Origin of the sequence: Caulobacter vibrioides (assembly GCF_002310375.3) — a bacterium.
In the GTDB taxonomy this organism is placed as follows: Bacteria; Pseudomonadota; Alphaproteobacteria; order Caulobacterales; family Caulobacteraceae; genus Caulobacter; species Caulobacter vibrioides_D.
Window position 1 is genome coordinate 2028421 of record NZ_CP023315.3, and the last position, 22689, is coordinate 2051109.

Annotated in this window: 19 protein-coding genes and 1 riboswitch; of the genes, 13 read left to right on the top strand and 6 right to left on the bottom strand. The window is 66.6% G+C overall.

All coding sequences use genetic code 11. From position 1 onward, the window contains the following. The first annotated feature begins 74 nt into the window (after positions 1 to 74). Together lipA and CA606_RS09635 are read left to right on the top strand one after the other, a co-directional pair. Positions 75 to 1052 carry a lipoyl synthase gene (gene lipA, locus CA606_RS09630; protein ID WP_096033277.1) on the top strand — a complete coding sequence of 326 codons (978 nt, stop codon included), beginning with the start codon at positions 75 to 77 and terminating at the stop codon, positions 1050 to 1052. A gap of 3 nt (positions 1053 to 1055) precedes the next feature. Further along, positions 1056 to 1502: a type II toxin-antitoxin system RatA family toxin gene (locus CA606_RS09635; protein WP_096051333.1), complete on the top strand. Its 447-nt coding sequence runs from the start codon at positions 1056 to 1058 to the stop codon at positions 1500 to 1502. A gap of 109 nt (positions 1503 to 1611) precedes the next feature. Here the strand turns inward: CA606_RS09635 and CA606_RS09640 are convergent, their stop codons facing one another. Continuing rightward, positions 1612 to 2103 (bottom strand): CinA family protein, encoded by a 492-nt coding sequence (locus CA606_RS09640; protein WP_096051332.1) that lies wholly within the window; start codon positions 2101 to 2103, stop codon positions 1612 to 1614. Between the two features lie 38 nt (positions 2104 to 2141). Beyond that, positions 2142 to 3290 (bottom strand): bifunctional 2-C-methyl-D-erythritol 4-phosphate cytidylyltransferase/2-C-methyl-D-erythritol 2,4-cyclodiphosphate synthase, encoded by a 1149-nt coding sequence (locus CA606_RS09645; RefSeq protein ID WP_096051331.1) that lies wholly within the window; start codon positions 3288 to 3290, stop codon positions 2142 to 2144. A 99-nt stretch (positions 3291 to 3389) separates the two neighbouring features. Between CA606_RS09645 and dusB the strand changes: the two genes are divergently transcribed. The 8 genes from dusB (at position 3390) to hflX (ending at position 13248) form a co-directional block, all read left to right on the top strand. Continuing rightward, positions 3390 to 4397: a tRNA dihydrouridine synthase DusB gene (dusB, locus tag CA606_RS09650; RefSeq protein WP_096051330.1), complete on the top strand. Its 1008-nt coding sequence runs from the start codon at positions 3390 to 3392 to the stop codon at positions 4395 to 4397. Next, positions 4394 to 5515, top strand: coding sequence for a two-component system sensor histidine kinase NtrB (locus CA606_RS09655; RefSeq protein ID WP_096051329.1), 1122 nt, complete (start codon positions 4394 to 4396; stop codon positions 5513 to 5515). The genes dusB and CA606_RS09655 overlap by 4 nt, the downstream gene beginning before the upstream one ends. Next, positions 5512 to 6933, top strand: coding sequence for a sigma 54-interacting transcriptional regulator (locus CA606_RS09660; RefSeq protein WP_096051328.1), 1422 nt, complete (start codon positions 5512 to 5514; stop codon positions 6931 to 6933). Before CA606_RS09655 ends, CA606_RS09660 begins: the two co-directional genes overlap by 4 nt. A gap of 63 nt (positions 6934 to 6996) precedes the next feature. Next, positions 6997 to 9240, top strand: coding sequence for a sensor histidine kinase NtrY-like (locus CA606_RS09665; RefSeq protein ID WP_096051327.1), 2244 nt, complete (start codon positions 6997 to 6999; stop codon positions 9238 to 9240). After that, on the top strand, positions 9237 to 10625 hold the full coding sequence (gene ntrX, locus CA606_RS09670) for a nitrogen assimilation response regulator NtrX (protein ID WP_181242871.1): 1389 nt from the start codon (positions 9237 to 9239) through the stop codon (positions 10623 to 10625). The genes CA606_RS09665 and ntrX overlap by 4 nt, the downstream gene beginning before the upstream one ends. Further along, positions 10626 to 11489 carry a D-amino-acid transaminase gene (locus CA606_RS09675; RefSeq protein WP_096051325.1) on the top strand — a complete coding sequence of 288 codons (864 nt, stop codon included), beginning with the start codon at positions 10626 to 10628 and terminating at the stop codon, positions 11487 to 11489. 157 nt (positions 11490 to 11646) lie between these two features. Next, entirely contained in the window at positions 11647 to 11895 is a 249-nt protein-coding gene (gene hfq / locus CA606_RS09680) for an RNA chaperone Hfq (RefSeq protein WP_010919613.1), read from the top strand. Between the two features lie 12 nt (positions 11896 to 11907). Continuing rightward, positions 11908 to 13248, top strand: coding sequence for a GTPase HflX (hflX, locus tag CA606_RS09685; protein ID WP_096051324.1), 1341 nt, complete (start codon positions 11908 to 11910; stop codon positions 13246 to 13248). Here hflX and mazG read toward each other — a convergent pair. Further along, positions 13245 to 14072 (bottom strand): nucleoside triphosphate pyrophosphohydrolase, encoded by an 828-nt coding sequence (gene mazG, locus CA606_RS09690; RefSeq protein ID WP_096051323.1) that lies wholly within the window; start codon positions 14070 to 14072, stop codon positions 13245 to 13247. The two genes, hflX and mazG, sit on opposite strands and share 4 nt — an antisense overlap. Next, positions 14035 to 15447 carry an MFS transporter gene (locus CA606_RS09695; protein WP_096051322.1) on the bottom strand — a complete coding sequence of 471 codons (1413 nt, stop codon included), beginning with the start codon at positions 15445 to 15447 and terminating at the stop codon, positions 14035 to 14037. Before CA606_RS09695 ends, mazG begins: the two co-directional genes overlap by 38 nt. Before the next feature lie 404 nt (positions 15448 to 15851). Then, a riboswitch (cobalamin riboswitch) is annotated at positions 15852 to 16041 on the top strand. A gap of 134 nt (positions 16042 to 16175) precedes the next feature. Between CA606_RS09695 and CA606_RS09700 the strand changes: the two genes are divergently transcribed. Beyond that, on the top strand, positions 16176 to 18128 hold the full coding sequence (locus CA606_RS09700) for a TonB-dependent receptor plug domain-containing protein (RefSeq protein WP_096051321.1): 1953 nt from the start codon (positions 16176 to 16178) through the stop codon (positions 18126 to 18128). Positions 18129 to 18193: 65 nt separating this feature from the next. Next, a complete protein-coding gene (locus tag CA606_RS09705) occupies positions 18194 to 19648 on the top strand; it encodes a cobyric acid synthase (protein ID WP_096051320.1) in 1455 nt (484 codons plus the stop codon). Here CA606_RS09705 and CA606_RS09710 read toward each other — a convergent pair. Further along, a complete protein-coding gene (locus tag CA606_RS09710) occupies positions 19645 to 20220 on the bottom strand; it encodes a DUF2939 domain-containing protein (protein ID WP_096051319.1) in 576 nt (191 codons plus the stop codon). The genes CA606_RS09705 and CA606_RS09710 overlap by 4 nt on opposite strands. Before the next feature lie 55 nt (positions 20221 to 20275). Continuing rightward, the gene (locus CA606_RS09715; RefSeq protein WP_096051318.1) at positions 20276 to 21346 is read right to left on the bottom strand and encodes an alginate lyase family protein; all 1071 of its coding nucleotides are present in this window, start codon (positions 21344 to 21346) and stop codon (positions 20276 to 20278) included. A 201-nt stretch (positions 21347 to 21547) separates the two neighbouring features. On the opposite strand from CA606_RS09715, the gene CA606_RS09720 reads away from it, so the two are divergent. After that, entirely contained in the window at positions 21548 to 22594 is a 1047-nt protein-coding gene (locus tag CA606_RS09720; RefSeq protein WP_096051317.1) for a LacI family DNA-binding transcriptional regulator, read from the top strand. Positions 22595 to 22689: the final 95 nt, after the last annotated feature.

Here is a 22689-nt window from a genome sequence, read left to right on the forward strand (position 1 = left end):
GTCATTTCGCGCCTTGCCGCCTTACGCAAGATCAAGCGCTTGATCCGGAGAGCAAGAAGACCGATTTAGGCGCCATGGCCACGGTGATCGACACGCTGAAGGCTCGCGGCTCGGAAGACCGGGCGGCGCGCCATCCCGAAAAGCAAAACCGCCCGGATACGCCGGTGCTCCGCAAACCGGAGTGGCTGCGCGTGCGGGCTCCCGGCTCGGGTCAGTACAACGAGACCAAGGGCATCGTGCGCGAGCACAAGCTGCACACGGTCTGCGAGGAAGCCGCCTGCCCGAACATCGGCGAGTGCTGGAGCCAGAAGCACGCGACCATGATGATCATGGGCGAGATCTGCACCCGCGCCTGCGCCTTCTGCAACGTCACGACGGGCCTGCCGACGCAACTGGATCCGGACGAGCCGCGCCGCGTGGCCGAGGCCGTCGCCAAGATGGGCCTCAAGCACGTGGTCATCACCTCGGTGGACCGCGATGACCTTCTGGATGGGGGCGCGCGCCACTTCGCCGAGGTGGTCACGTCCATCCGGGCCGCCGCCCCGGGCACGACGATCGAGATCCTGACGCCGGACTTCCTGCGCAAGGAGGGAGCCGAGAACGTGGTGATCGACTCCAAGCCGGACGTCTTCAACCACAACCTCGAAACCGTGCCGCGGCTGTATCTCAAGATCCGTCCCGGCGCGCGTTACTACAACTCGCTACGCCTGCTCGACCGCGTCAAGCAGCGCGACCCTTCGCAGTTCACCAAGTCGGGCCTGATGGTCGGTCTGGGTGAAACCAAGGAAGAGGTCATGCAGGTGATGGACGACATGCGCTCGGCCGGCGTCGACTTCATCACCATCGGCCAGTATCTGCAGCCGACCCGCAAGCACGCGGCGATCGACCGCTTCGTGACGCCTGAAGAGTTCAAGGCCTATGAGGCGATCGCGCGGGCCAAGGGCTTCCTGATGGTGTCGTCCAGCCCGCTCACGCGCTCGTCGCATCACGCCGGCGAGGACTTCGCCAAGCTGCAGGCGGCGCGGCGCGCCCTCGACGCCCGCACGGCGTAAGCCTTGCATCGACACGTTGTCACGCGGGTGCTGCCTTACACCCCTGAGCAGCTGTTCGAGCTGGTCGGCGATGTCGAGGCGTATCCGAAGTTCGTGCCTTGGATCACAGGGATGCGGACCTGGAACGGCCGTGTCGACGGCGCGGTCAGCACGGTCGACGCTGAGGCCCAGGTCGGCTTTTCGTTCCTGCGTGAGAAGTTCGCCACCCGCGTTCGGCGCGATCGCGACGCCCTGTCGATCGAGGTCAGCCTGCTCTATGGGCCCTTCAAGCGTCTCAGCAACGGCTGGCGGTTCCTGCCCGAGGGCGAGGCCACGCGCGTCGAGTTCGTGATCGACTTCGCCTTCAAGTCAGCGCTTCTGGACGCGATGCTGGCCGCGAACGTCGACAAGGCGGCCGGTAAGCTCATCGCTTGCTTCGAACAGCGCGCGCGCCAACTCCACGGCGGCTAGAGCGCGTTAGGTTTAAGTGTGAGCGGTCAAACCGTTCGAACGCGCTCTAAGTCTATGAATTAGAGCCTGTTTATCTGGTTTAGATGTGTCCATCTAAACCAGACAGGCTCTAGGCCACCGCCTCTCGGAGCATCTCGAGCGCTGTGCGGATGGCGGCCAGTTGTACCGCTTCGCGGGTTTCGCCATCGAAGCGCTCAAGGCGATGAACCACCGAGCGATTGGCGCGGGCGACTGCGAAATGAACGGTGCCGACGGGCTTCATCGGCGTACCGCCGCCAGGACCTGCAACGCCCGTGATGGCGACCGCCACATGCCCGTTGCTTTCGCGCAAGGCGCCCTCGGCCATCATGCGGGCGACAGGCTCTGAGACGGCGCCATGGTCGGCGATCAGGTCGCCCGGGACGCCGAGCATCTCGGACTTGGCGCGATTGGTGTAGGTCACGAAGCCGCGCTCAAAGACATCGGACGCGCCTGAGATCGAGCAGATCGCCCCGGCGACGAGACCGCCGGTGCAGCTCTCGGCCGCGACAAGGCGGAGGGATCGCGCGCGCGCCTCGTCGATCAGCAAGCGCGCCAAGGTCTGGATTTCTAGGGGGAACATGAGGACCTCCGATCGCGGGGACTTGCAGACTAGCCCAATCAGGCGGGGGTCTCGACCGAGACGACCGCGGAGGCCGCAAGACCTTCGCCGCGGCCCGTGAAGCCCATCTTCTCGGTGGTGGTCGCCTTGACGCTGACCCGATCGATGGGAAGCGAGAGAATCTCGGCCAGACGCTCGCGCATCGCTTGACGGTGCGGTTTGATCTTGGGGCGCTCGCAGATCAGCGTGACGTCGACATTCACCAGCGCGCCGCCCTTGGCGACGACGAGGTCAACCGCGTGCTTGAGAAACTGGTCCGAAGACGCGCCCTTCCACCGTGGGTCGGTGGGAGGGAAGTGGTCGCCGATATCACCTTCGCCGATCGCGCCCAGGATCGCATCGGTCAGGGCGTGCAGGCCCGCGTCGGCGTCGGAATGCCCGATCAGCGTCTCGTCGTGCTTGATGGCGACGCCGCAAAGCCAGACCTCCTCGCCGGGGCCCCAGCGGTGCGCATCGAAGCCTTGGCCAACACGGGTGACGCGCGCGGCGTCGGCGAGACGTTCGGCCATGGCGAAGTCCTCTGGGTAGGTGAGTTTTGTGAGAAGCGGATCGCCAGGCGTGATGGCGATGCGGCCGCCTGCGGCCTCGACCACCTGGGCGTCATCGGTCGGCTCACCGCTCGCCCATGCGGCATAGGCGGACAGAAGTTTGTGGCGCGGCGCGACCTGGGGCGTCTGGGCGCGCCAGAGATGCTCTCGCGACACTGTCCGCAGCGGGGCGCCGGGCGCGCTCAGCTTGAGGGTGTCTGCGACGGCCAAGGCGGGCAGGGCGAGGTCGGCGTTGGCCAGCGCCTCAAGGAGATCATCAACGATCTTTCGCGTGACGAACGGCCGGGCCGCATCATGGATCATCACGGGCTCGTCATGGGGGCGATCGCACAGCGCCGCGAGGCCCGCTTGGACGGACAGCGCCCGTGTGGCGCCGCCGCGAGCGGCGCGCCAGCCGCGCAGGCCGCTCAGCACATGCGCGAGCGCATCCTCGCCGTCCGCTGTCGTGACGATCACGATTTCCGCGGCACCGGCCGCCAGGAAGGCTTCCACCGACCAGCGCAGGACTGGCTTGCCGGCTAACGGCCGCCACTGTTTGGCCTGGCCTGGACCCGCTCTGGTCCCGGCGCCGGCGGCCACGATCACGACGGAAAAAGTCATCCCGGCTGTTTAGTCCGGCCTCGCCGCTTGTCTAGTCGATACGGGCTTTACTGCGCCGCACAATATGCCTAAAAAGGTGGCTGTGGGGATGATTACAAAATGAGCAAAGCGCTCGATATTGGTGGCGTCGAGGTACCGGGACGGGTGTGGATAGCACCCATGACTGGCGTGTCGGATCTGCCCTTCAGAGAAACGGCCTCAGCGCTCGGAGCGCCCTATGTGGCCACCGAAATGGTCGCCAGCGCGGAGTTCGCGAAAGGGCGTCCCGATGTGGTGCGCCGCGCAGCGGTCGGCGAAGGCTTGCCGCTGACGGTTATTCAGCTGGTAGGCCGCGACGTCGACTTCATGGCGCAAGGCGCACGAATGGCCCAGGAGGCCGGCGCCGAGATCATCGATCTGAATTTCGGTTGCCCAGCCAAGGAGGTCGCGGCCGGCGCCGCTTGCGGTTCCGCCCTGATGCGCGAACCAGACCTCGCTGAAGCCTTGGTCGCAGCCGCCGTCGAGGCCGTCGACGTGCCCGTAACCGTCAAGATGCGGCTGGGCTGGGATGTCGACTGCCTGAACGCGCCGGACATCGCGCGGCGCGCTGAAGCGGCCGGCGCAAAGGCCGTCACCGTGCACGGGCGTACCCGAAATCAGTTCTATAAGGGCGTCGCCGATTGGTCCGCCGTCGCGGCGGTCAAGAATGCTGTTTCCGTGCCGGTTCTGGTCAACGGCGACATCGTCGATGGAGACAGCGCTCGCAAGGCGCTCGAACAGTCTGGCGCCGACGGGGTCATGATCGGTCGCGGCGTCTATGGCCGGCCTTGGATCGCCGGCGCGATCGAGGCCGCGCTCGAAGGCCGCGGCTTCCAGGAACCAGCCGCCGAGGAGCGTCTGGCGATCGCGATCACGCATTTCCGGCGGAGCCTGTCCTTCTACGGTGAGCGCCTGGGGCTGAAGATGTTCCGCAAGCACCTGGCGTCCTACATCGAGGCGGCGCCGTGGCCGGAGACCCCCGAAGCCCGCCGCGCGGCGCGGGCGAGCTTGTGCCGGCTGGAGGACCCCGACGCCGTGGAAAGTGCGTTGCGTGAGTTGTGGCTGCTGACGGGGAGGCAGGCCGCATGACCGACCGTGCTCGCGTTCTCGGCGGCGTCGCCACTGAAGCCCTGAAGGCGGCGGCCTTCGACCTGAGCCCGGAACCGGCCTTGGTCGTGGATCATGACGGGGGGCTCGTTGCAGTCAACGAAGCCGCCGAGGCCTTGTTTGGCCACGGTTTATCCCTCCTGGCGCGCGGGCGCTTCCGGGCGGCGCTGCCGCCGGGTTCGGTGCTTGTTTCGCTGCTCGATCGAGCCGTGTTCGAGGGCGCTCTGGTCCGAGAGCACGGCGTCGAAGTCAACCTCTTCGGCCAGCCGCCCTTCGAGGCGGATGGCGCAGCGGTCCCGCTCGGCGACGGCTCGGTCCTACTGACCTTGCACGTCAAGGGCGTGCTGGGCGTGGATCGCAGCGCCGACGCGGCGGGACTTCGCTCGGTCGTGGGGCTGGGCAAGATGCTGGCCCACGAGATCAAGAACCCCCTGGCCGGCATCCGAGGCGCGGCGCAGCTGTTGAAGACAGGCGCGAGCGCTGTCGACCAGCCGCTCGCCCAGTTGATCGTCGACGAGACGGATCGGATCCGGCGCTTGGTGGATCGCATGGAGGCGTTCTCGGAGCAGGCGCCGACGTTGCGTGAGCCCGTCAATATCCACCAGGTGCTGGATAGGGTTCGCGCACTGGTCGCCAACGGTGTCGCCGATGGGCTGACGCTGAAGGAGAGCTACGATCCCTCGTTGCCGCCGGTTTGGGGCGATGAGGATCACCTGATCCAGATTTTCCTGAACCTGATGAAGAACGCCGCCGAGGCCGCTCATATGCGAGGCGACGATCGTGGCGTGCTGTCGATCCACACAGCCTGGCGCCCGGGCGTGCGCGTGCGCGGGGCTGACGGGAAGGCCGCGAGCGGGGCCCCAATCGAGGTCCGGGTCATCGACAACGGACCTGGCGTGCCATCCAGCCTGCGCGACCATCTCTTCCAGCCGTTTGTCACCACCAAGTCCAACGGTACGGGGCTCGGCCTGGCTTTGGTCACAAAATTGGTCACCGCACATGGCGGTTTGATTGATTTTGAATCGGAGCCGGGTCGCACGGTCTTCCGTGTGTTGTTGCCTGTTGCCCCTGAAGTCGCATCCGGAGACGTCCGAGCATGAACGCCGCGAGCAAGAAAATCCTGATCGCCGACGACGACAGCTCGGTCCGTCTCGTCCTCAGTCAAGCCTTTACGCGCCTGGGATACCAGGTCCGCGCCACGGGGAACGCCACCACGCTCTTGAAGTGGGTGACAGACGGTGAGGGCGACCTTGTCGTCACCGACGTGATGATGCCCGACGAGAACGTCTTCGACGTCCTGCCGCGGATTCGAAAGGAGCGTCCAAAGCTCCCGATCATCGTGATGAGCGCGCAGAACACGCTTCTGACCGCCGTCAACGCCGCCGATGCGGGCGCTTTTGAGTATGTCTCCAAGCCGTTTGACCTGGACGACGTCACCGCTGCGGCGCGGCGGGCCTTGTCGCGGCCGGCGGACGCCGAGGCCTCGAAGGCGCAGGCGCGTGCGATGCGCGACGAGCGTCTGCCTCTGATTGGCCGCTCCGCGCCGATGCAGGAGGTCTACCGCACGATCGCGCGGCTGGTCGGAGCCGACCTTACGGTTCTGATCCTCGGCGAGAGCGGTACGGGCAAGGAGCTTGTGGCGCGCGCGCTCCACGAGCTTGGGCGCCGCCGTGACGGCAAGTTCGTGGTCATCAACCTCGCCGCCGTGCCGCGTGAGCGCGTCGAGGCCGAGCTGTTCGGTCGCGGCGAGGGCGACAACGGCCGTTTGGTCGAGGCTGACGGTGGCACGCTGTTCCTCGACGAGATCGGTGACATGCCCCTCGACGCCCAAACGCGTCTGCTGCGGGTGATCGATGGCACCGAGCCGGTGATCAATCCGAAAACCGGTCGTCGGCCGAACGTGCGCATCATCGCCGCGACCAATCGTGATCTGCGCGGTTTGATCCAGCAGGGCCTGTTCCGCGAGGATCTGTTCTTCCGCCTGAACGTCGCGCCGGTTCGCTTGCCGCCGCTGCGTGATCGCGCTGAAGACATCCCCGATCTGGCGCGCACGTTCCTTCTTCGGGCGGCCCGCGAGGGTCTGCCCGCCAAGACGATCGACCAAGGCGCTCTGGATCGCCTCAAGAGCCATCCTTGGCCCGGGAACGTCCGCGAACTCGAGAACCTGATGCGTCGGATGTGCGCGCTCTACGCCGAAGAGCTGATCACCGCGCGCATTGTGGATCGTGAACTGCAGGACCACGCACCGGCGGTTCGCGCCGAGGAGGGGCCGGTCACGCTGTCAATGCTCGTCGAGCGTCATCTGGCGTCGCACTTCGCCGATCAGCCGGATGGTGTTCCGGCGCCAGGCCTCTACGACCGGATCCTGGAAGAGGTGGAGCGGCCGCTGATCCAGCTGACGCTTTCGGCGACGCGAGGCAATCAAGTCCGCGCCGCCGAGATCCTCGGCCTGAATCGCAACACGCTCCGCAAGAAGATCCAGGACCTTGGCGTGGAAATGACGCGCGGTCGTCGCTGACCCTGCAGCTTTCCCGGCACATAACTGTTGAATTTGGGCCACACGCTCCTAAAGTCCGGAGCGATGTCTTCAGTGGCTTACGCGACGGAATCCGACAGCCCGCCGACCCGGTTTAGCCGGGCCTGGTGGCGGGGCGTGTTGCGGTCACGCTATCTGATCGGCGGTGGCTATGCGCTGGCGGTAATCTTGACGGTCGCCGGCGTCGCCTTGGCCTCGTCCCCGCCACGTACGGACTCGATCGGCGCCGCCAGCACGGTCATCCTCGTCGTGCTCGGCTTCAATCTTGTCCTGATCTTGGGGGTGGCGACCGTCGTCGGCCTGCGGCTCTACGAGCTGATCGACGCACGCGCGAGTGACGCCGGCGCCCGCTTGCACCTTCGGTTCGTGGGTCTTTTCTCCCTCGCCGCCGTGGCGCCCGCGGTGATCGTCGCGCTGTTCTTCGGCGTGCTCGTCAATCGCGGGGTCGATGGCTGGTTCAGCGAACGGGTTCAGACGGTGGTCGGGAACTCGGCCAAGGTCGCCAACTCCTACGTCGAACAACAAAAGAACTACATCTCCGAACATATTGGCCCCATGGCGGCCAGTCTGAACCAAGCCGCACCCGCGCTGGCGCAATCCCCCGTCGCCTTTGGTCATTTTCTGGCGGGCCTGACCCAGGACAACGGCTTTTCGGCAGCCTATGTGCTCGATCGTGACGGCCGGATCCTGGCCCGCACCGAGTCCGAAGGCGCGCCGCCGTTTCTTGCGCCGCCGCCGGCCAGTTTCGATTGGGCGGATGGCGGAGAGGCCAGCGCGCAGCGCTTTGTCTCCACCGACCTTTTTCGAACGCTCTACAAGCTCAAGGGCTTTGACGACGGGTACCTCTACGTCGTTCGACCGATCGAAAAGGGCATCCTCAACCACCTGATCGAGACGCAGGACGCCCTGATCTCGTATCGCGACGCCGAGCGCAGTCGTGGACGGATTCAGGCCATCTTCGGCCTTAGCTATCTGGAGACGGCGCTCCTGGTGCTCGTGGCCGCCATCTGGGTGGGGATCGCGGCGGCGAACTCGATCGCCGGTCCGGTCGCGGGTCTGGTCGAGGCTGCGGGGCGCGTGTCCGGTGGCGATCTCGACGCCCGCGTCGAGGTTGAAAGAGGCCCCGAGGAGATCCGGGCGCTATCCAACGCCTTCAACATGATGACCAGCGAGCTTCAGCTTCAGCAGGCCGCGCTGAAAGCCGCCAGTCTTGATGCGGAGAGCCGCCGGCAGTTCATCGAGACGGTGCTGTCGGGCGTCAGCGCGGGCGTTGTCAGCCTGGACGATCGTGGCACGATCTCTGCGGTGAACCGGCGCGCGGTCACGCTGCTGGGCTTGCCGAATGACGCACTTGGCGTCGATCTGATCCAGTTGGCGCCCGAGTTCGAAACGGTGATGACGGCGCTTCTGGAGAGTCGGCCCGACACGGATGTCGAGGTCGACATCATGCGCGAAGGCGAGACGCGGCGGCTGCGCGTCCGCGCGGCAGGCCATTTCGCCGAAGGCCTCGTGCTCACCTTCGATGATATTACGCGGCTTGTGGCGGCCCAGCGCAACGCGGCCTGGAAAGATGTCGCGCGCCGTATCGCCCACGAGATCAAGAACCCACTCACCCCGATCCAGCTCTCCGCCGAGCGCCTGCGCCGCAAGTATCGCAAGGAGATCGCCAGCGATCTGGAGACCTTCGATCGTTGCACCGACACCATTATCCGTCAGGTTGGCGACATCGGGCGGATGGTGGATGAGTTCTCCGCGTTCGCCCGGATGCCGGCGCCGCGCTTCGAACCCGCGAACCTCACGGAGATGCTTCGGCAAGCGGTCTTCGCCCAACGTTTCCAGGACGCCGAGATCGAGGTCAGGCTGGATGAGCCGGGCGATGGCGACGTCTGGATCACGAGCGACGAACGGATGATCGGCCAGGCGTTGACGAACATCCTCAAGAACGCCGGCGAGGCGGTCGGCGCGCGTCGGGCGAGCATGCCGGAGCTGAAGGGTCGTATCACCGCGACCCTGGTCTGCGACGCTGACGAGCTGTGCGTGACGATCGAGGACAATGGCGTGGGTCTGCCCGCCAAGGATCGTGACCGTCTGACCGAGCCGTATGTAACCACCCGCGAGAAGGGCACAGGCCTTGGCCTGGCCATCGTCAAGCGGATCATGGAGGACCATGGCGGCAGCCTGGCCCTCGTCGATGCGCGCGAGCCGCCTGGCGCGCGCGTCGTCATGAAGTTTCCAACCACCGCGCGCCTGCCCGTCGCGGCCCAGAGTGGCGTTGAGGAGATGATATGAGCGCCGACGTTCTTGTGGTGGATGACGAGGCCGACATCCGGGAATTGGTGGCCGGCATCCTCGAGGATGAGGGCTACGCCGTCCGGACCGCCGCAGACTCCGATCAGGCCCTCGCGGCGATCCGCGCGCGCAAGCCGGCCCTACTGGTGCTGGACATCTGGATGCAGGGCGGCGGCATGGACGGGCTTGAACTGCTCGACATGGTCAAGGCCTTGGACGCCGATCTGCCCGTCATCATGATATCGGGCCACGGCAACATCGAGACGGCCGTCAGCGCCATCAAGCGGGGCGCCTACGAGTTTCTCGAGAAGCCGTTCAAGTCGGACCGTCTCTTGCTGGTCGTCGAGCGCGCGCTGGAAGCGGCCGGCCTTCGCCGCGAGAACCGCCGGCTCCGCGCGCAGACGCTGGCCCCGGATGGCCTGATCGGCAAGTCGGCGCCGGCCCAGGCGCTTCGTCAGCTGATCTTGAAGGTGGCGCCGGCGAACAGCCGCGTTCTGGTCACCGGTCCTCCTGGCTCGGGCAAAGAGCTCGTCGCACGGCTGATTCATGGGGCGAGCACGCGCGCGCGGCAGGAGTTCGTCGCGGTCAGCGCCGCAGGCATGGCGCCCGAGCGGCTGGATGTCGAACTCTTCGGTGAAGAAGGCGAGGGGGGGCGACCTCGGAAGATCGGCGTGTTCGAACGCGCCCACGGCGGGACGCTGTATCTCGACGAGGTCGTGGACATGCCTCGCGAGACACAAGGACGTATCCTGCGCGTCTTGGTCGAGCAGCGCTTCCGCCGGGTTGGGGGCGACAACGACGTTCAGGTGGATGTTCGCGTCATCTCGTCGAGCTCGCGCGATCTGCGTGATGAGATCGCGGCGGGTCGGTTCCGAGAGGACCTCTTCCATCGCCTGAACGTCGTGCCCGTCCGTGTGCCGGGCCTTGCGGAACGGCGGGAAGATATTCCCGAGCTGATCACCTATTTCGTCGATCGCATCAGCGAGGCCACCGGGCTTGCGCGCCGTCGACTTGGTGAGGACGCTCTGGCGACGCTTCAGGTCCAGACCTGGCCGGGCAATGTCCGACAGCTCCGGAACAACGTCGAGCGCATGCTGATCCTGGCGTCGGGGGAACCGGGCGACGTGATCACGGCCGAGATGCTGTCAGGCGCGGAGCAGCCGAGCGCGGGCAACGCCGGGGCCATCGGCGCGGAGCGCATTATCGCTCTGCCCCTGCGGGAAGCGCGCGAACTGTTCGAGCGTGAGTACCTGAACGCTCAGATCCTGCGGTTCGGCGGCAATATTTCACGCACCGCCAACTTCATCGGCATGGAGCGGTCGGCCTTGCACCGCAAGCTGAAGTCTCTCGGCGTCTCTGGCGCTCGGGGGGAAGAGGAAGAGTAGATGTCGCGCTTTGCTTATGTGAACGGCCGCTTTGTCCGGCATGGCGACGCTGCGGTGCATATCGAGGACCGGGGCTACCAGCTGGCCGACGGCGTCTATGAAGTCTGGGCCGTTTTCGACGGCAAGCTGGCTGACGCCGAAGGGCACTTCGCCCGCCTTTGGCGTAGCCTCGACGAACTCCGGATCGCGCATCCGATGAGCGAGGCGGCCCTGACGATGGTTCTGCGCGAGGCGGTTCGGCGCAACAAGGTGCGCGAAGGCCTTTGCTATCTGCAGGTGACGCGGGGCGTGGCGCGGCGCGACCACGCCTTCCCGAATCCGGCGGTCTTGCCCTCCGTGGTCGTGACGGCCCGGTCGCTGGATCGTGCGGCCAGCGAGGCCAAGGCGGCGCAAGGCGCCTCGGTCATCTCCGTACCGGAGAACCGCTGGGGCCGCTGCGACATCAAGTCGATCGGTTTGCTGCCCAACGCCCTGGCCAAGCAAGCCGCCCGGGAGCGCGGCGCGATCGAGGCGTGGTTCGTCGACGACATGGGCCTGGTCACCGAGGGCGCGTCGTCCAATGCGTGGATTGTCGACGCCGAGGGGGCCCTGCGGACCCGCGACACCAACGCCAACATCCTGCGCGGCGTGACCCGCTATACGCTGCTGGACGTGATCCGCGAGAGCGGCATGGCGGTGAACGAAAAGCCCTTCACCATCGCCGAGGCCCAGGCCGCCCAAGAGGCGTTCATCACGGGGGCGGGCTCTCTGGTGACCCCGATCATTCAGATTGACGGGGTGAAGCTGGGAGATGGCAAACCGGGCCCCGTGGCGAAACGCCTCCGAGCTCTCTATATCGAGCGGGCGCGTCAAAAAGCCGTCTGAGGCCGGAACAATCTCCGGACTTGGCGGCTTTCGGTCGCAAGGCTGGATGGAATTTTTCGCTGCGAGCGTGTCGCTTTCGGCGAAAAATCATCTAGCATGACCTTGTTTGTGTGGGGGGCGTGTGGCCCTCCGAGAACAATGAGAGGGGAACCCCCGTATGTCCGCCGAGAAGAAGCAAAACCTTCAGGACACCTTCCTGAACAGCGTCCGCAAGTCGAAGACGCCGCTCACCATCTTCCTCGTCAATGGCGTCAAGCTGCAAGGCGTGGTCAGCTGGTTCGACAATTTCTGCGTGCTGCTGCGTCGCGACGGCCAGTCGCAACTGGTCTACAAGCACGCCATTTCCACCATCATGCCGGCTCAGCCCGTTCAGCTCTATGAGCCGAGCGCTGACGCCGACGACTGACCCTAGAGCCGTTTGTCCAAATCCAGTTCCAAGTCGATTGACCACGCTGCGCCGATCCTGAAGGCGCTCGTGATCCATCCCGTGCGCCCTTTGCGGGGCCAGGCCGCCCTCGAAGCTCGGGATCCGAACGCCCGGCTCGAGGAGGCCGTCGGTCTTGCCGTGGCGCTTGATCTCAACGTCGTGGAGGCGCTGGTTGCGCCTCTGCGCGTCGTCACGCCCGCCACCTTGTTCGGCAAGGGCAAGGTCGAGGAGTTCGCCTCGATCTGCGAGGTCGAGCACATCGATGTCGCCGTCTTCGACGACCAACTGACGCCGATCCAGCAGCGCAACCTCGAGAAGGCGCTGGAAGTGAAGGTCGTCGACCGGACAGGCCTGATCCTCGAGATCTTCGCCCGCCGCGCCCGGACTCGTGAGGGCCGTCTGCAGGTCGAGCTGGCCAGGCTCGACTATGAGCGCTCGCGCCTCGTGCGGACCTGGACCCACCTTGAGCGCCAGCGCGGTGGCACCGGCTCGACCGGCGGCCCCGGCGAAACCCAGATCGAAATCGACCGCCGCCTGATCGCCGGTACGATCCTCAAGCTCAAGAAGGAGCTGGAGGAGGTTCGGCGCACGCGGACCCTGCATCGCAGCGCTCGCAAGAAGGTCCCTTATCCGACGGTCGCCCTGGTCGGCTATACGAACGCCGGCAAGTCCACGCTGTTCAATCGGCTGACCGAAGCCGAGGTGCTGGCCAAGGACATGCTGTTCGCCACGCTGGACCCGACCCTGCGGACCGTGAAGCTGCCCGACGGTCGCCCGGCGATCATGTCCGATACGGTGGGCTTCATCTCGGACCTGCCGCACGAGCTGGTCGAGGCTTTCCGCGCCACCCTCGAGGAGGTGCAGGAAGCCGACGTCGTGCTGCACGTCCGCGACGTGGCCAATCCCGACAGCGAGGCCCAAGCCCGCGACGTCGAGACGGTGCTCTCCGAACTGGGCGTCACCTTCGACGAGGGCAAGACCGTCGTCGAGGTCTGGAACAAGGTCGACCTGCTGTCGGAAGACGATCGCGAGATCGTCGAGGGGCAGGCGCGTCGGAACGAAGCCTCGGCGGTTTCGGCGGTCACGGGCGAGGGGTGCGAGGCGCTGCTGCGGCGCATCGCGGGCCTCATTGATGACTCGCCTCCGGTTGAGGTGAGCCTCGCCGCGCAGGACGGGCAGGCCCTGGCCTGGATCTATCGCAACGGCCGTGTGCTCAGCCGCTATGACGGCCCAGGCGGCGAGGTGACGCTCATCGCCCGTCTCGACGCTCAGGCCCTGGGGCGGTTCGAGCGCCAGTTCCCCGGCGCGCAGGTCTCGGCGGCGGTCGACTAAACCTTCTTCTCCGCGGCTTTGGCGTCGTTCCAGAGCCCGTCCATTTCGGCCAGATCCGACTGGTCGGGCGTCTTGCCGCGCTTGGCCAGTTCGGTCTCGACGAAGCCGAAGCGGCGCGTGAACTTGGCGTTGGTGGCGCGCAAGGCGTCCTCGGGATCCACGTCCAGCTTGCGGGCGAGGTTGGCGCAGACGAACAGGATGTCGCCCAGCTCTTCGCGCGCCTTGGCCAGATCGCCAGCCTCGATCTCGACCGCGATCTCGTCGGTCTCTTCGCGCAGCTTGTCGAGCACCTCGTTGGCCGTCGGCCAGTCGAAGCCGACGCGAGCGGCGCGCTTGGTCAGCTTCACGGCGCGGGTGAGGGCGGGCAGGCCGGTCGGTACGTCATCCAGCACGCCCGTCTTGGCCTTGGCCTGGCGCTCCTGGGCCTTCAACTGCTCCCAGCCGGCGACCTGGTCCGACAGGGTCTCGTAAGCGTGATCGCCGAACACGTGGGGATGCCGGCGGATCATCTTGTCGGAGATGGCGCGTGCGACGTCCGCGATGTCGAAGGCCCCTTGCTCCTGCGCCATCCGCGAATGGAAGACGACCTGCAGCAGAAGGTCGCCCAGCTCTTCCTTGAGGTCCGACAGATCGCCGCGCTCGATGGCGTCGGCGACCTCATAGGCCTCCTCGACCGTATAGGGCGCGATCGTCGCGAAGGTCTGCTCCAGATCCCAAGGGCAGCCGCCCTCGGGGTTGCGCAGCGTCGCCATGATCTCGATCAGGGCGAAGAGCGGGTGCTGGTCGTCACTCGGCGGGGCCAAGGGCGGCGTTTGAGGGGACATGCGAATCCGACGGGGCTGAGGACTTGGACGCATCCGCCGCCGCCGCGTCCCGCGCCGCAAGCTGGCGCTGGATTTCGGCGAGACGGGTCGCGTCCAGCGGATAGCGCATCATGATCGCGGCGACCACCAGTCCCAGCAAGGCCGGCGCGATCGCGTACATCCCGATCAGGGCCGCATCGCCTTCGGGCGTGGACACCTTGGGATCGAAGCCCATCCAGCCCAGGGCGATGAACACCGCCACCGCCAGCGCATAGCCCAGCTTCACCGTGCCGGTGACGATGGCGTAGAGCAGGCCCGTCTTGTCGACGCCGCTCTCCAGGCGCTCCTCGTCGCCGATGTCGGCCATCATCGAGCGCACCAGCACCGGCGCAGCGGAGTAGGGCAGGCCGGCGAAGACGAGCAGGATCATGCCCATCACCGAGCTGCCGGCGGGCATGAACACCGCAGCGACCTGGACGAAGGCGTAGACGATCGCGGCGACGACGAGCGCCTTGTGCTTGCCCAGCTTCTTGGCCAGCATCGGCCACAGCGGCGCACCCGCCAGCGCGGCCAGGAAATAGACCAGCAGCAGCACGCCCGCCTGGGTCTTGTCGAAGCCCTTGATCCGCTCGAAGAAGAACAGGAACAGCGTGCCGGCGATGCCGGGGGCCAGGCCCATCAGCAGGTCCGCGAACAGCAGGCGCTGCACCGACGGACGCATCAACAGGCGCCCGTACTGCTTGAGGCCGGTCTTGCCATGCTGAGGCGGGGCCTGCGGCTCCTTCACCGTGGCGACGGCCAGCAGCACCGTGATCGGCAGCAGGATAACGATGAACCAGCCCATCGCCCGGACGCTGTCGATGTGGTCGCCCTTGAGCACCCCGGTGATGAACGGCGGCAGGCAGAGCACCAGGATCATCCCGACGACGTTCGCCGCCTGCCACCAGCCATAGACACGCGAGCGTTGCTCGTAGTCGCTCGACAGCACCGCGCCCCAGGCGGTCTGGGACAGAACCACGATCGAGTAGCCGCCGTAGAGCACCGCCAGCCAGAACCAGAGATAGAGCGATCCAACGCCCGGCTCGGCCATGAACAGCGCATAGCAGCCTGCGGTCAGAATCGGCGCGCCGATCAGCATCCAGGGACGAAAGCGCCCCATCCGCATGCGGGTTCGATCCAGCAGGCCGCCGAAGAGCGGATCGAACAGGATGTCGATCAGCTTGACGATCAGGAACGCCGAACCGACGACGGTCAGCGAAAGGCCCAGGGAGTTGATGTAGTACTCGGGCAGGTACACCACGAGCGGCAGGCCCATGGCCGCCACCGGAATGCAGGGCGCCGCGAACGCGGCCAGCGTCCAGGACGAGGTCCTCTGGGGTGACTGGGCCTTGGACATACTCAAACTTCTCCCCGCGCCGTTGATCGCGCTTCGCGCCAAGCCTTGGATGGCCGTTTCAAACGAGTGTGCGAGGAATATGTGGCAAGCGCTAGCCTGTTCCTCGAAATGGGCGCGGCCGGGCCGCTTCACGCGGCTGGCCGGTTTGTGTCGTGAGTGGCGTTTGAACGCTCCCTTTCCCTTGATGGGGAAGAGCCGGGAAAATCCTCCCCCCAGCGGGGGAGGTGGCGCGAAGCGCCGGAGGGGGAAGTCCTGCTGACCCTGCTTCTTCCCCCTCCGTCGTCCCGTCGGGCCGACACCTCCCCCGCTTGGGGGAGGTTTTGACGCGCCGCACCTGGAACCGCAGCGCTCCCCCCCGCAGCGTCACCCCAAGCTCCACATTGACCGTGTGCGGTGCGGCATGTAGCTCTGGCCACGCGTCAGGCTCCTCGAAAGAGGATTAAAAGGGAACGAGGTTGAAGACCTCGGCTGCCCCCGCAACTGTAAGCGGCGAGCTTCGCGTCATATGCCACTGGGCCCTCAAAGGCCTGGGAAGGCGACGCCCAGAAGCATTGACCCGCGAGCCAGGAGACCTGCCCGGCGCGGTCGTTCATCGCTCGGCCGGGGTGCGCCGAACGAACGGGATTTCCCGAGAAACGACAGTCACAGGCCGCGCGGCGGCCTGAGCGTCCGCGTCCTCGCGGGCGTTCGAGACGTCGCGTGGGTCGTTCATAACGGGAAGACTGAACATGATCCGAGCCCTCTTGAGCTCCACCGCCTTGGCCACCGCGCTGCTTGCCGCGCCCGCGTTCGCCGATGACCAGAAGGCCCCAGAAGCCGACGTCGCCGGCGCGACCGGCGCCAACGGCGTCGCCGAACTGGTGGTCACCGCCACCCGCACCGTGCAACCGATAGAGAAGGTCGGCGCTTCGGTGACCGTCCTGACCCAGCCCGTGCTCGAGGCCAGCCAGGCGATCTCGGTCACCGAGCTGCTGGCCCAGACGCCCAGCGTGACCTTCGCCCGCAACGGCGGCGTCGGCACCGCGACCAGCCTCTATATCCGCGGCGCCGAGAGCCACCACACCGTCGTGCTGATCGACGGGGTCAAGCTGAACGATCCTTCGTCCACGCAAGGCGGCTTCAACAGCGGCAACCTGCTGGTCGGCGACATCTCGCGCATCGAAGTGCTGCGCGGCGCGCAATCCACCCTCTGGGGCAGCCAGGCGATCGGCGGCGTCGTCAACATCGTCACCGCCGAGCCGACCACGCCGTTCACCAGCTCGCTGTCGGCCGAGGCCGGCGCGCGCAAGACCGGATATCTGCGCGGCGCCGTAGGCGGCGCTTCGGACAAGGTCACCTGGCGCGTCGCGGGCGGCTATTACACCACCGACGGCTTCTCGTCGTACAAGCTGGGCGCGGAAAAGGACGGCTACCAGAACGCCGGTGCGTCGGGTCGCCTGCGGGTGAAGCTCACCGATACGGTCTCGGTCGAGACCCGGGCGGTCTATTCGCGCGGCAAGAACGACTTCGACGGCTTCAACACCGATAGCCCCGAGTTTGGTCGCACCAAGGAGCTGGTGGTCTATCAAGGCCTGAACGCCGCCTTGCTGGACGGTCGCTGGAACAACCGCGTCGGCTTCGCCTACACCGACACCGACCGCCAGAACTACAACCCCGCCCGCCCCGCCGTGCCGATGACGTTCGATGCGGCCGGCAAGAACAAGCGCTGGGAGTATCAGGGCGTGTTCGCGATCACCGAGACCTGGACCGCGACCTTCGGCGCCGAGAGCGAACGCTCGCGCATGCGCACCCGCTCGCCGTCGGTGGCCAATCCGAACGTGGCGTTCCGCACCGGCAAGATCAGCGCCGACAGCCTTTACGGCCAACTGCAGGCCGATATCGCGCCTGGTCTGACGGTGACCGGCGGTCTGCGCTACGAAGACCACGACGCCTACGGCGCCCACACGCTGGGCCAAGTCGGCGCGGCTTGGGCCCTGAATGACAACGCCACGGTGCTGCGGGCCGGCTACAGCCAAGGCTTCCGCGCGCCGGGTCTCTATGAGCTGTTCAGCGAGTACGGCAACGCCGCGCTCTCGCCCGAAGAGTTCGACAGCTGGGAAGCCGGCGTCGAGCAGCGCTTCCTCGATGGCAAGGTCCGCGCCTCGGCGACCGTCTTCCATCGCGAAGCCGACAACGAGATCCGCTTCTTCTCGTGCTCGTTCGGCGCGACCGACGCGCTCTGCGCGCCGGGCGGGGTCTTCCGCTTCGGCTACTACCGCAATCTGCAGAAGACCAAGGCCCAGGGGCTTGAGTTGATCGCCGAGGCGCGCCCGGTCGAGGGCCTGACGATCACCGGCAACTACACCTATACCGAGGCCGAACTGGCGGCGGGCGCGAACACCGGCAAGCAGCTGTCGCGTCGCCCGAAGGACCTCGCCAACCTGTCGGCGACCTATCGCTGGCCGGTGGGGCTCTCGACCACGGTGGCGGTGCGCTATGTGGGCAAGACCTACAATAACGAGGCCAACACCGTGGCGGTGTCGGACTATGCGACGGTGGATCTGCGGGCGTCCTATCCGATCAGCGAGACCCTGGAGGTCTATGGTCGGGTCGAGAACGCCTTGGACAAGGACTATCAGACGATCCTGAACTACGGCACGCCGGGCCGTGGCGCGTTCCTGGGTCTGCGGGCGCGCTTCTAAGGAGGGCAGGGGCGGGAGACGGTGTCCCTCGCCCCCGGCCACCTTGTCTTGGAGGAGACCAGCGCATGGCCGCCTTGATGATCCAGGGCTGCGGCTCGGATGTGGGAAAGTCGGTGCTGGTCGCCGGCCTGTGCCGGCTGTTCGCCAACCGCGGTGTCGTGGTGCGGCCCTTCAAGCCTCAGAACATGTCGAACAACGCCGCCGTCACCGCCGACGGCGGCGAGATCGGCCGCGCCCAGGCCCTGCAGGCCATCGCCTGTCGGACGCCGCCGACGGTCGACATGAACCCCGTGCTGCTCAAGCCGCAGAGCGATATCGGCGCGCAGGTGGTGGTGCGCGGTCGGATGGCCGGCGCGTGGGCTGCGCGCGGCTATCAGGATCACAAGGCCAGCCTCCTGCCGACCGTGGTGGAGAGCTTTCGTGCGCTGGAAAGCCAGTGCGATCTTGTCATCGTCGAGGGGGCCGGCAGCCCGGCCGAGATCAATCTTCGGGCCGGCGACATCGCCAATATGGGCTTCGCCCGCGCCGCCGATGTGCCGGTGGTGCTGGTGGGGGACATCGATCGGGGCCACGTGATCGCCGCCCTGGTGGGGGCGCACGCCGTGCTCGATCCGGAAGATCGGGCGATGATCAAGGGCTTCCTGATCAACAAGTTTCGGGGCGATCCGGCCCTGTTCGACGACGGTCGGCGGGCGATCGTAGAGCGCACCGGCTGGGCCGACCTTGGCATGGCGCCGTGGCTGGCGGCGGCGCGCCGGCTCCCGGCCGAGGACGCGGTCGTGCTGGACGCCCGTTCGGCAGGCCGTGGTGGCAAGGTCCGGATTGTCGTTCCAATGCTGTCCCGCATCGCCAATTTCGACGAGTTCGACGCGCTGCGCGCCGAGCCTGGAGTCGAATTCGCCTTCGTGCCGCCGGGCTCGGCGCTGCCGGGCGACGCGGACCTGGTGATCCTGCCTGGCACCAAGGCCACGCGGGCGGATCTCGACTTTGTTCGCGCCCAGGGCTGGGACATCGACCTGCAGGCTCATCTGCGGCGCGGCGGCCGCGTGCTGGGGCTCTGCGGCGGCTATCAGATGCTGGGCCGGCGCGTGGCCGATCCCGACGGCGTCGAGGGCGCGCCGGGGACTTCGGAAGGCCTCGGTCTGCTCAACGTCGACACCGTGATGACCGGTGACAAGACGCTACGGCCCGTCACGGGCCGCCTGGACGGCGGCGCGCGGTTCGAGGGGTATGAGATGCATGTGGGCCGCACCACAGGCGCGGCCCGGCCGATGCTGACGTTCGATACGGGCGAAACGGACGGCGCCGTCTCGGCGGACGGTCGGATCAGCGGTTGCTACGTCCACGGCCTGTTCGATCGCGGCGAGGCCCGCGCGGCGCTTCTGGCGGAGCTGGGCGCGGCGTCGGACGCCGTCGATCAGGCCGCGCGCGTGGATCTGGCCCTGGACGAGATCGCGGCGGTCCTGGAGGCTTCGTTCGACATTCCGGCCCTGGCCAGACTGGCCGGACTGTCGCTCTAGGTCGCGGGCGCGAGGTCGATCCGCACCAGTTTCCAACGGAACAGGCCCTGACGCTCCAGGGTGAGGCCAAATGCGGGCTCGTCGGGCTTGGCCCTATCGCGATAGGTCGCCTTGAAGTGGTCGAGGTCCTGGAAGCCGTAGCGGATCTCGGTGTCGGACTTGGTGCGCGGCTTGCCGGTCTCGACGCGCGGCCCCTGGTCAGAGGGCGAAATCTTGGACGGCGCTCGGCTGGTCGCCACCATCTGCGCAATGGCGTCCGGCGTGGCGTAGGCGTCGACCGCCTTGTCGACGACGCCGACCATCAGCAGCTCACCGAACGCGGCCAACGGGTTGTCCTGCAACTCCGGGTCCTGCTCGAACGCCCGGGTCATCGCCGCCTTGAGCTGGGACTTCAGGCTGTCGCGGACAGCGGGGAAGTCGACGAGGCGCTCCAGCTTGGCCCGGTCGCCGGCCTTGGCCGCCTTGGTCAGGCTATGCAGGGCCAGGACTGGGGACGCGACGTACGCCGCGACCAGGGCGACCACGGCGAGGCCGATGGCCCCACCGGTCAGGATACGCTTCACACGAGTCATGCCGTCCTCCTGACCCGATTGGGTCAGAGGCGGGTGGGGCGGTCAACCAAGGGCGCTATTTCGCCGGCGCGCGGGACGCTCTCAGGATCTCGATCCAGGCCTGCGGTCGCTTGCCGGTTCGCTTCACCAGGTCATCGCGCAGCGACAGGAACCGCTCGTCCAGAAGGCTGGCCAGGCTGTAGGTTCCGACGGCGTTGGCGACGTCCCAAGGATGGGGCGCATATTCCTTTTGGCCCGAGGCGGCGCGGTCGCGATCGAACTGGATCTTGGAATTGGCGAACTCGATGTGGGTCTTGTCACCGCGGGCATAGGCGGCCAACCAGTCGAGTGATTTGGGCAGGCTGGCGCCCTTGTCGCTCTTCCAGGAAAGCCAGTCCTCGCCGTGGGCCTGAGCGGCCAGAACGGCCATCATCAGAGGATCCAGATTGTAGGTCACGTAGTGCAGCGCGTCGCGCTCGTGGAAATCGTAGGTCGACCCATCGGCGTTAAGATTGACGCCGATCTGCTTGCGGAAGGCTTGCCGCGCCCGAGCGATGACGGCGGCGTCGCCGGTCTGGTAGGCGGTGAGCGTCGCCAGCTTGATCCGGTGGCTCTGCCAGTTGGTCTCGGCGTTGCGAGGGCCTGCGTCCATGGCGTCCAGATAGCCGACCGCCATCTTCCGCCAGAAGGCGTCCAGCTTGGCTCTCGTCGGCGCGGTCAGATCGTGCCGCGTGAGATCGTAGGCGAGGATCAGGGTGTCAAAGCCCGTCTCGTCGATCGGATTGAACGACATCTGATAGACATCGGCCCAGGCCTCCAGGTAGCGCCCGGTGGCGTCGAGGAACCGGCGATCGCCCGTCAGCCGCCAGGCCAGGGCTAGGTTGAGCACGATCGGCTGGTCCTGCTTGGCCTTGATGCTGATCTCGCGGATGCCCTTGCCGGGCAAGGTGCCTTCGGTGTGCAGTCGGGGAATGGCGCCAGGCGGACGATCGACCGTCTCCAAGGCCCTGGCGATGATCGCCTCGCGCAGCGCGGGGGCCACAGGGCCTTTGCCGAAGCCCGAGCCCAGGATCGCGAAATCCGCGGCTTTAGCCACGACCGGGGCGAAAAGCGCGGCGGCTAGTACAGCGAGGCCCTTGGTTCCCATGGCGATCTCCCAATAAGGCTCGTCATGAACGTCGCGAGCCTGCCCGAAAGATATCTGGCCACCGGTGCGACTTGTCAATTATTGGTCATGCCAATAATCAAAAATTGGTCATTCCTATCGCGCGCTGATAGCCCTCACGTTGAGTCGCTTGTGTTGCTCTGCTTTCCTGACCATCTTCCCGGCGCTCGAAGGGGGAGCCCATTGACCACCAAAAGACCCACGATTGACGATGTCGCCCGCCTGTCGGGCGTGGCGCGCGTAACGGTCTCGCGGGTGCTGAATGGCGGTCCGAACGTGCGGGACGAGGTCCGCGCGCGGGTCATGCAGGCGGTCGAGACGCTGGACTACAAGGTCAACCCTCAAGCCCGCAGCCTGGCTGGCGGCGCGAGCAGATTGCTGGCCTTCGTCTTCGCGTCCGATCCCGAGAACGAGCCGAACTCGTACTACGAATCCGCGCTGGAGCTGGGCGCGCTGCGCGCCTGTCTGGCGCTGGGCTACCAGGTGCTGGTCCAGAACGTGCCGCAACAGACGCCCGATAACCAGAAGCGGATCCTGGACCTGATCACCACCCAACGCTGCGAGGGCCTGATCCTGTCGCCGCCGTATAGCGACGACGTCGCGCTGATCGAGGCGGCGCTGGCCCAGGGCTGCAAGGTCGTGACCGTCTCGCCCGGCGGTCCGGGACGCGGCAAGGCCGACGGCGTCGGCGTCGACGACGAGGCCGGCGGCTACGATATGACCCGCGAGCTCCTGCGCCTGGGTCATCGCCGATTCGGCTTTATCGCCGGCCTGGAAGGGCACCTTTCGGCCGACCGCCGCCTCAAGGGCTTCCGCAGAGCGCTCGCCGAGCAGGGATTGGGGGAGGGCGACTGTGTCGTCCTGCGGGGGGACTTCACCTTTCGGTCCGGCACCCGTCTGGCGCCGGAGCTTCTGGACCATCCGCTCAAGCCGACGGCGCTGGTCTGCGCCAATGACGACATGGCCGCCGGCGTCCTTTCCGCCGCCCACGGCCGGGGCCTGAGCATCCCGCAAGACCTGTCGATCACGGGGTTCGACGATGCGCCGGTCGCCGGCATCGTCTGGCCGCCGCTCACCACCGTGCACCAGCCGGTCAAGGTTCTGGGTCAGCGCGCGGTGGAGCTGTTGGTCGCGCGCCTGACGGGGGCCAATGTTTCCCAGGCGGCGATCTTCGATGAGCTCGAGCACGCCGTCGTGACGCGGCAAACCACCGCCGCGCCTCACCTCTAGTCGGTCGATCTTGACAACGTTGTCGCCCTGAGTGCAATTGGAAGCGCTTCCATGAAAGCGCTTTCACGGCTATTGAGCCTGACAACAAGAACGAT

What these genes read in the sequence shown, in the direction of transcription:
- lipA (WP_096033277.1), top strand. Translation starts at nt 75, where the DNA reads ATGGCCACGGTGATCGACACGCTGAAGGCTCGCGGCTCGGAAGACCGG.
- CA606_RS09640 (WP_096051332.1), bottom strand. Translation starts at nt 2,103, where the DNA reads ATGTTCCCCCTAGAAATCCAGACCTTGGCGCGCTTGCTGATCGACGAG.
- CA606_RS09645 (WP_096051331.1), bottom strand. Translation starts at nt 3,290, where the DNA reads ATGACTTTTTCCGTCGTGATCGTGGCCGCCGGCGCCGGGACCAGAGCG.
- dusB (WP_096051330.1), top strand. Translation starts at nt 3,390, where the DNA reads ATGAGCAAAGCGCTCGATATTGGTGGCGTCGAGGTACCGGGACGGGTG.
- CA606_RS09655 (WP_096051329.1), top strand. Translation starts at nt 4,394, where the DNA reads ATGACCGACCGTGCTCGCGTTCTCGGCGGCGTCGCCACTGAAGCCCTG.
- CA606_RS09660 (WP_096051328.1), top strand. Translation starts at nt 5,512, where the DNA reads ATGAACGCCGCGAGCAAGAAAATCCTGATCGCCGACGACGACAGCTCG.
- CA606_RS09665 (WP_096051327.1), top strand. Translation starts at nt 6,997, where the DNA reads ATGTCTTCAGTGGCTTACGCGACGGAATCCGACAGCCCGCCGACCCGG.
- ntrX (WP_181242871.1), top strand. Translation starts at nt 9,237, where the DNA reads ATGAGCGCCGACGTTCTTGTGGTGGATGACGAGGCCGACATCCGGGAA.
- CA606_RS09675 (WP_096051325.1), top strand. Translation starts at nt 10,626, where the DNA reads ATGTCGCGCTTTGCTTATGTGAACGGCCGCTTTGTCCGGCATGGCGAC.
- hfq (WP_010919613.1), top strand. Translation starts at nt 11,647, where the DNA reads ATGTCCGCCGAGAAGAAGCAAAACCTTCAGGACACCTTCCTGAACAGC.
- mazG (WP_096051323.1), bottom strand. Translation starts at nt 14,072, where the DNA reads ATGTCCCCTCAAACGCCGCCCTTGGCCCCGCCGAGTGACGACCAGCAC.
- CA606_RS09695 (WP_096051322.1), bottom strand. Translation starts at nt 15,447, where the DNA reads ATGTCCAAGGCCCAGTCACCCCAGAGGACCTCGTCCTGGACGCTGGCC.
- CA606_RS09700 (WP_096051321.1), top strand. Translation starts at nt 16,176, where the DNA reads ATGATCCGAGCCCTCTTGAGCTCCACCGCCTTGGCCACCGCGCTGCTT.
- CA606_RS09705 (WP_096051320.1), top strand. Translation starts at nt 18,194, where the DNA reads ATGGCCGCCTTGATGATCCAGGGCTGCGGCTCGGATGTGGGAAAGTCG.
- CA606_RS09710 (WP_096051319.1), bottom strand. Translation starts at nt 20,220, where the DNA reads ATGACTCGTGTGAAGCGTATCCTGACCGGTGGGGCCATCGGCCTCGCC.
- CA606_RS09715 (WP_096051318.1), bottom strand. Translation starts at nt 21,346, where the DNA reads ATGGGAACCAAGGGCCTCGCTGTACTAGCCGCCGCGCTTTTCGCCCCG.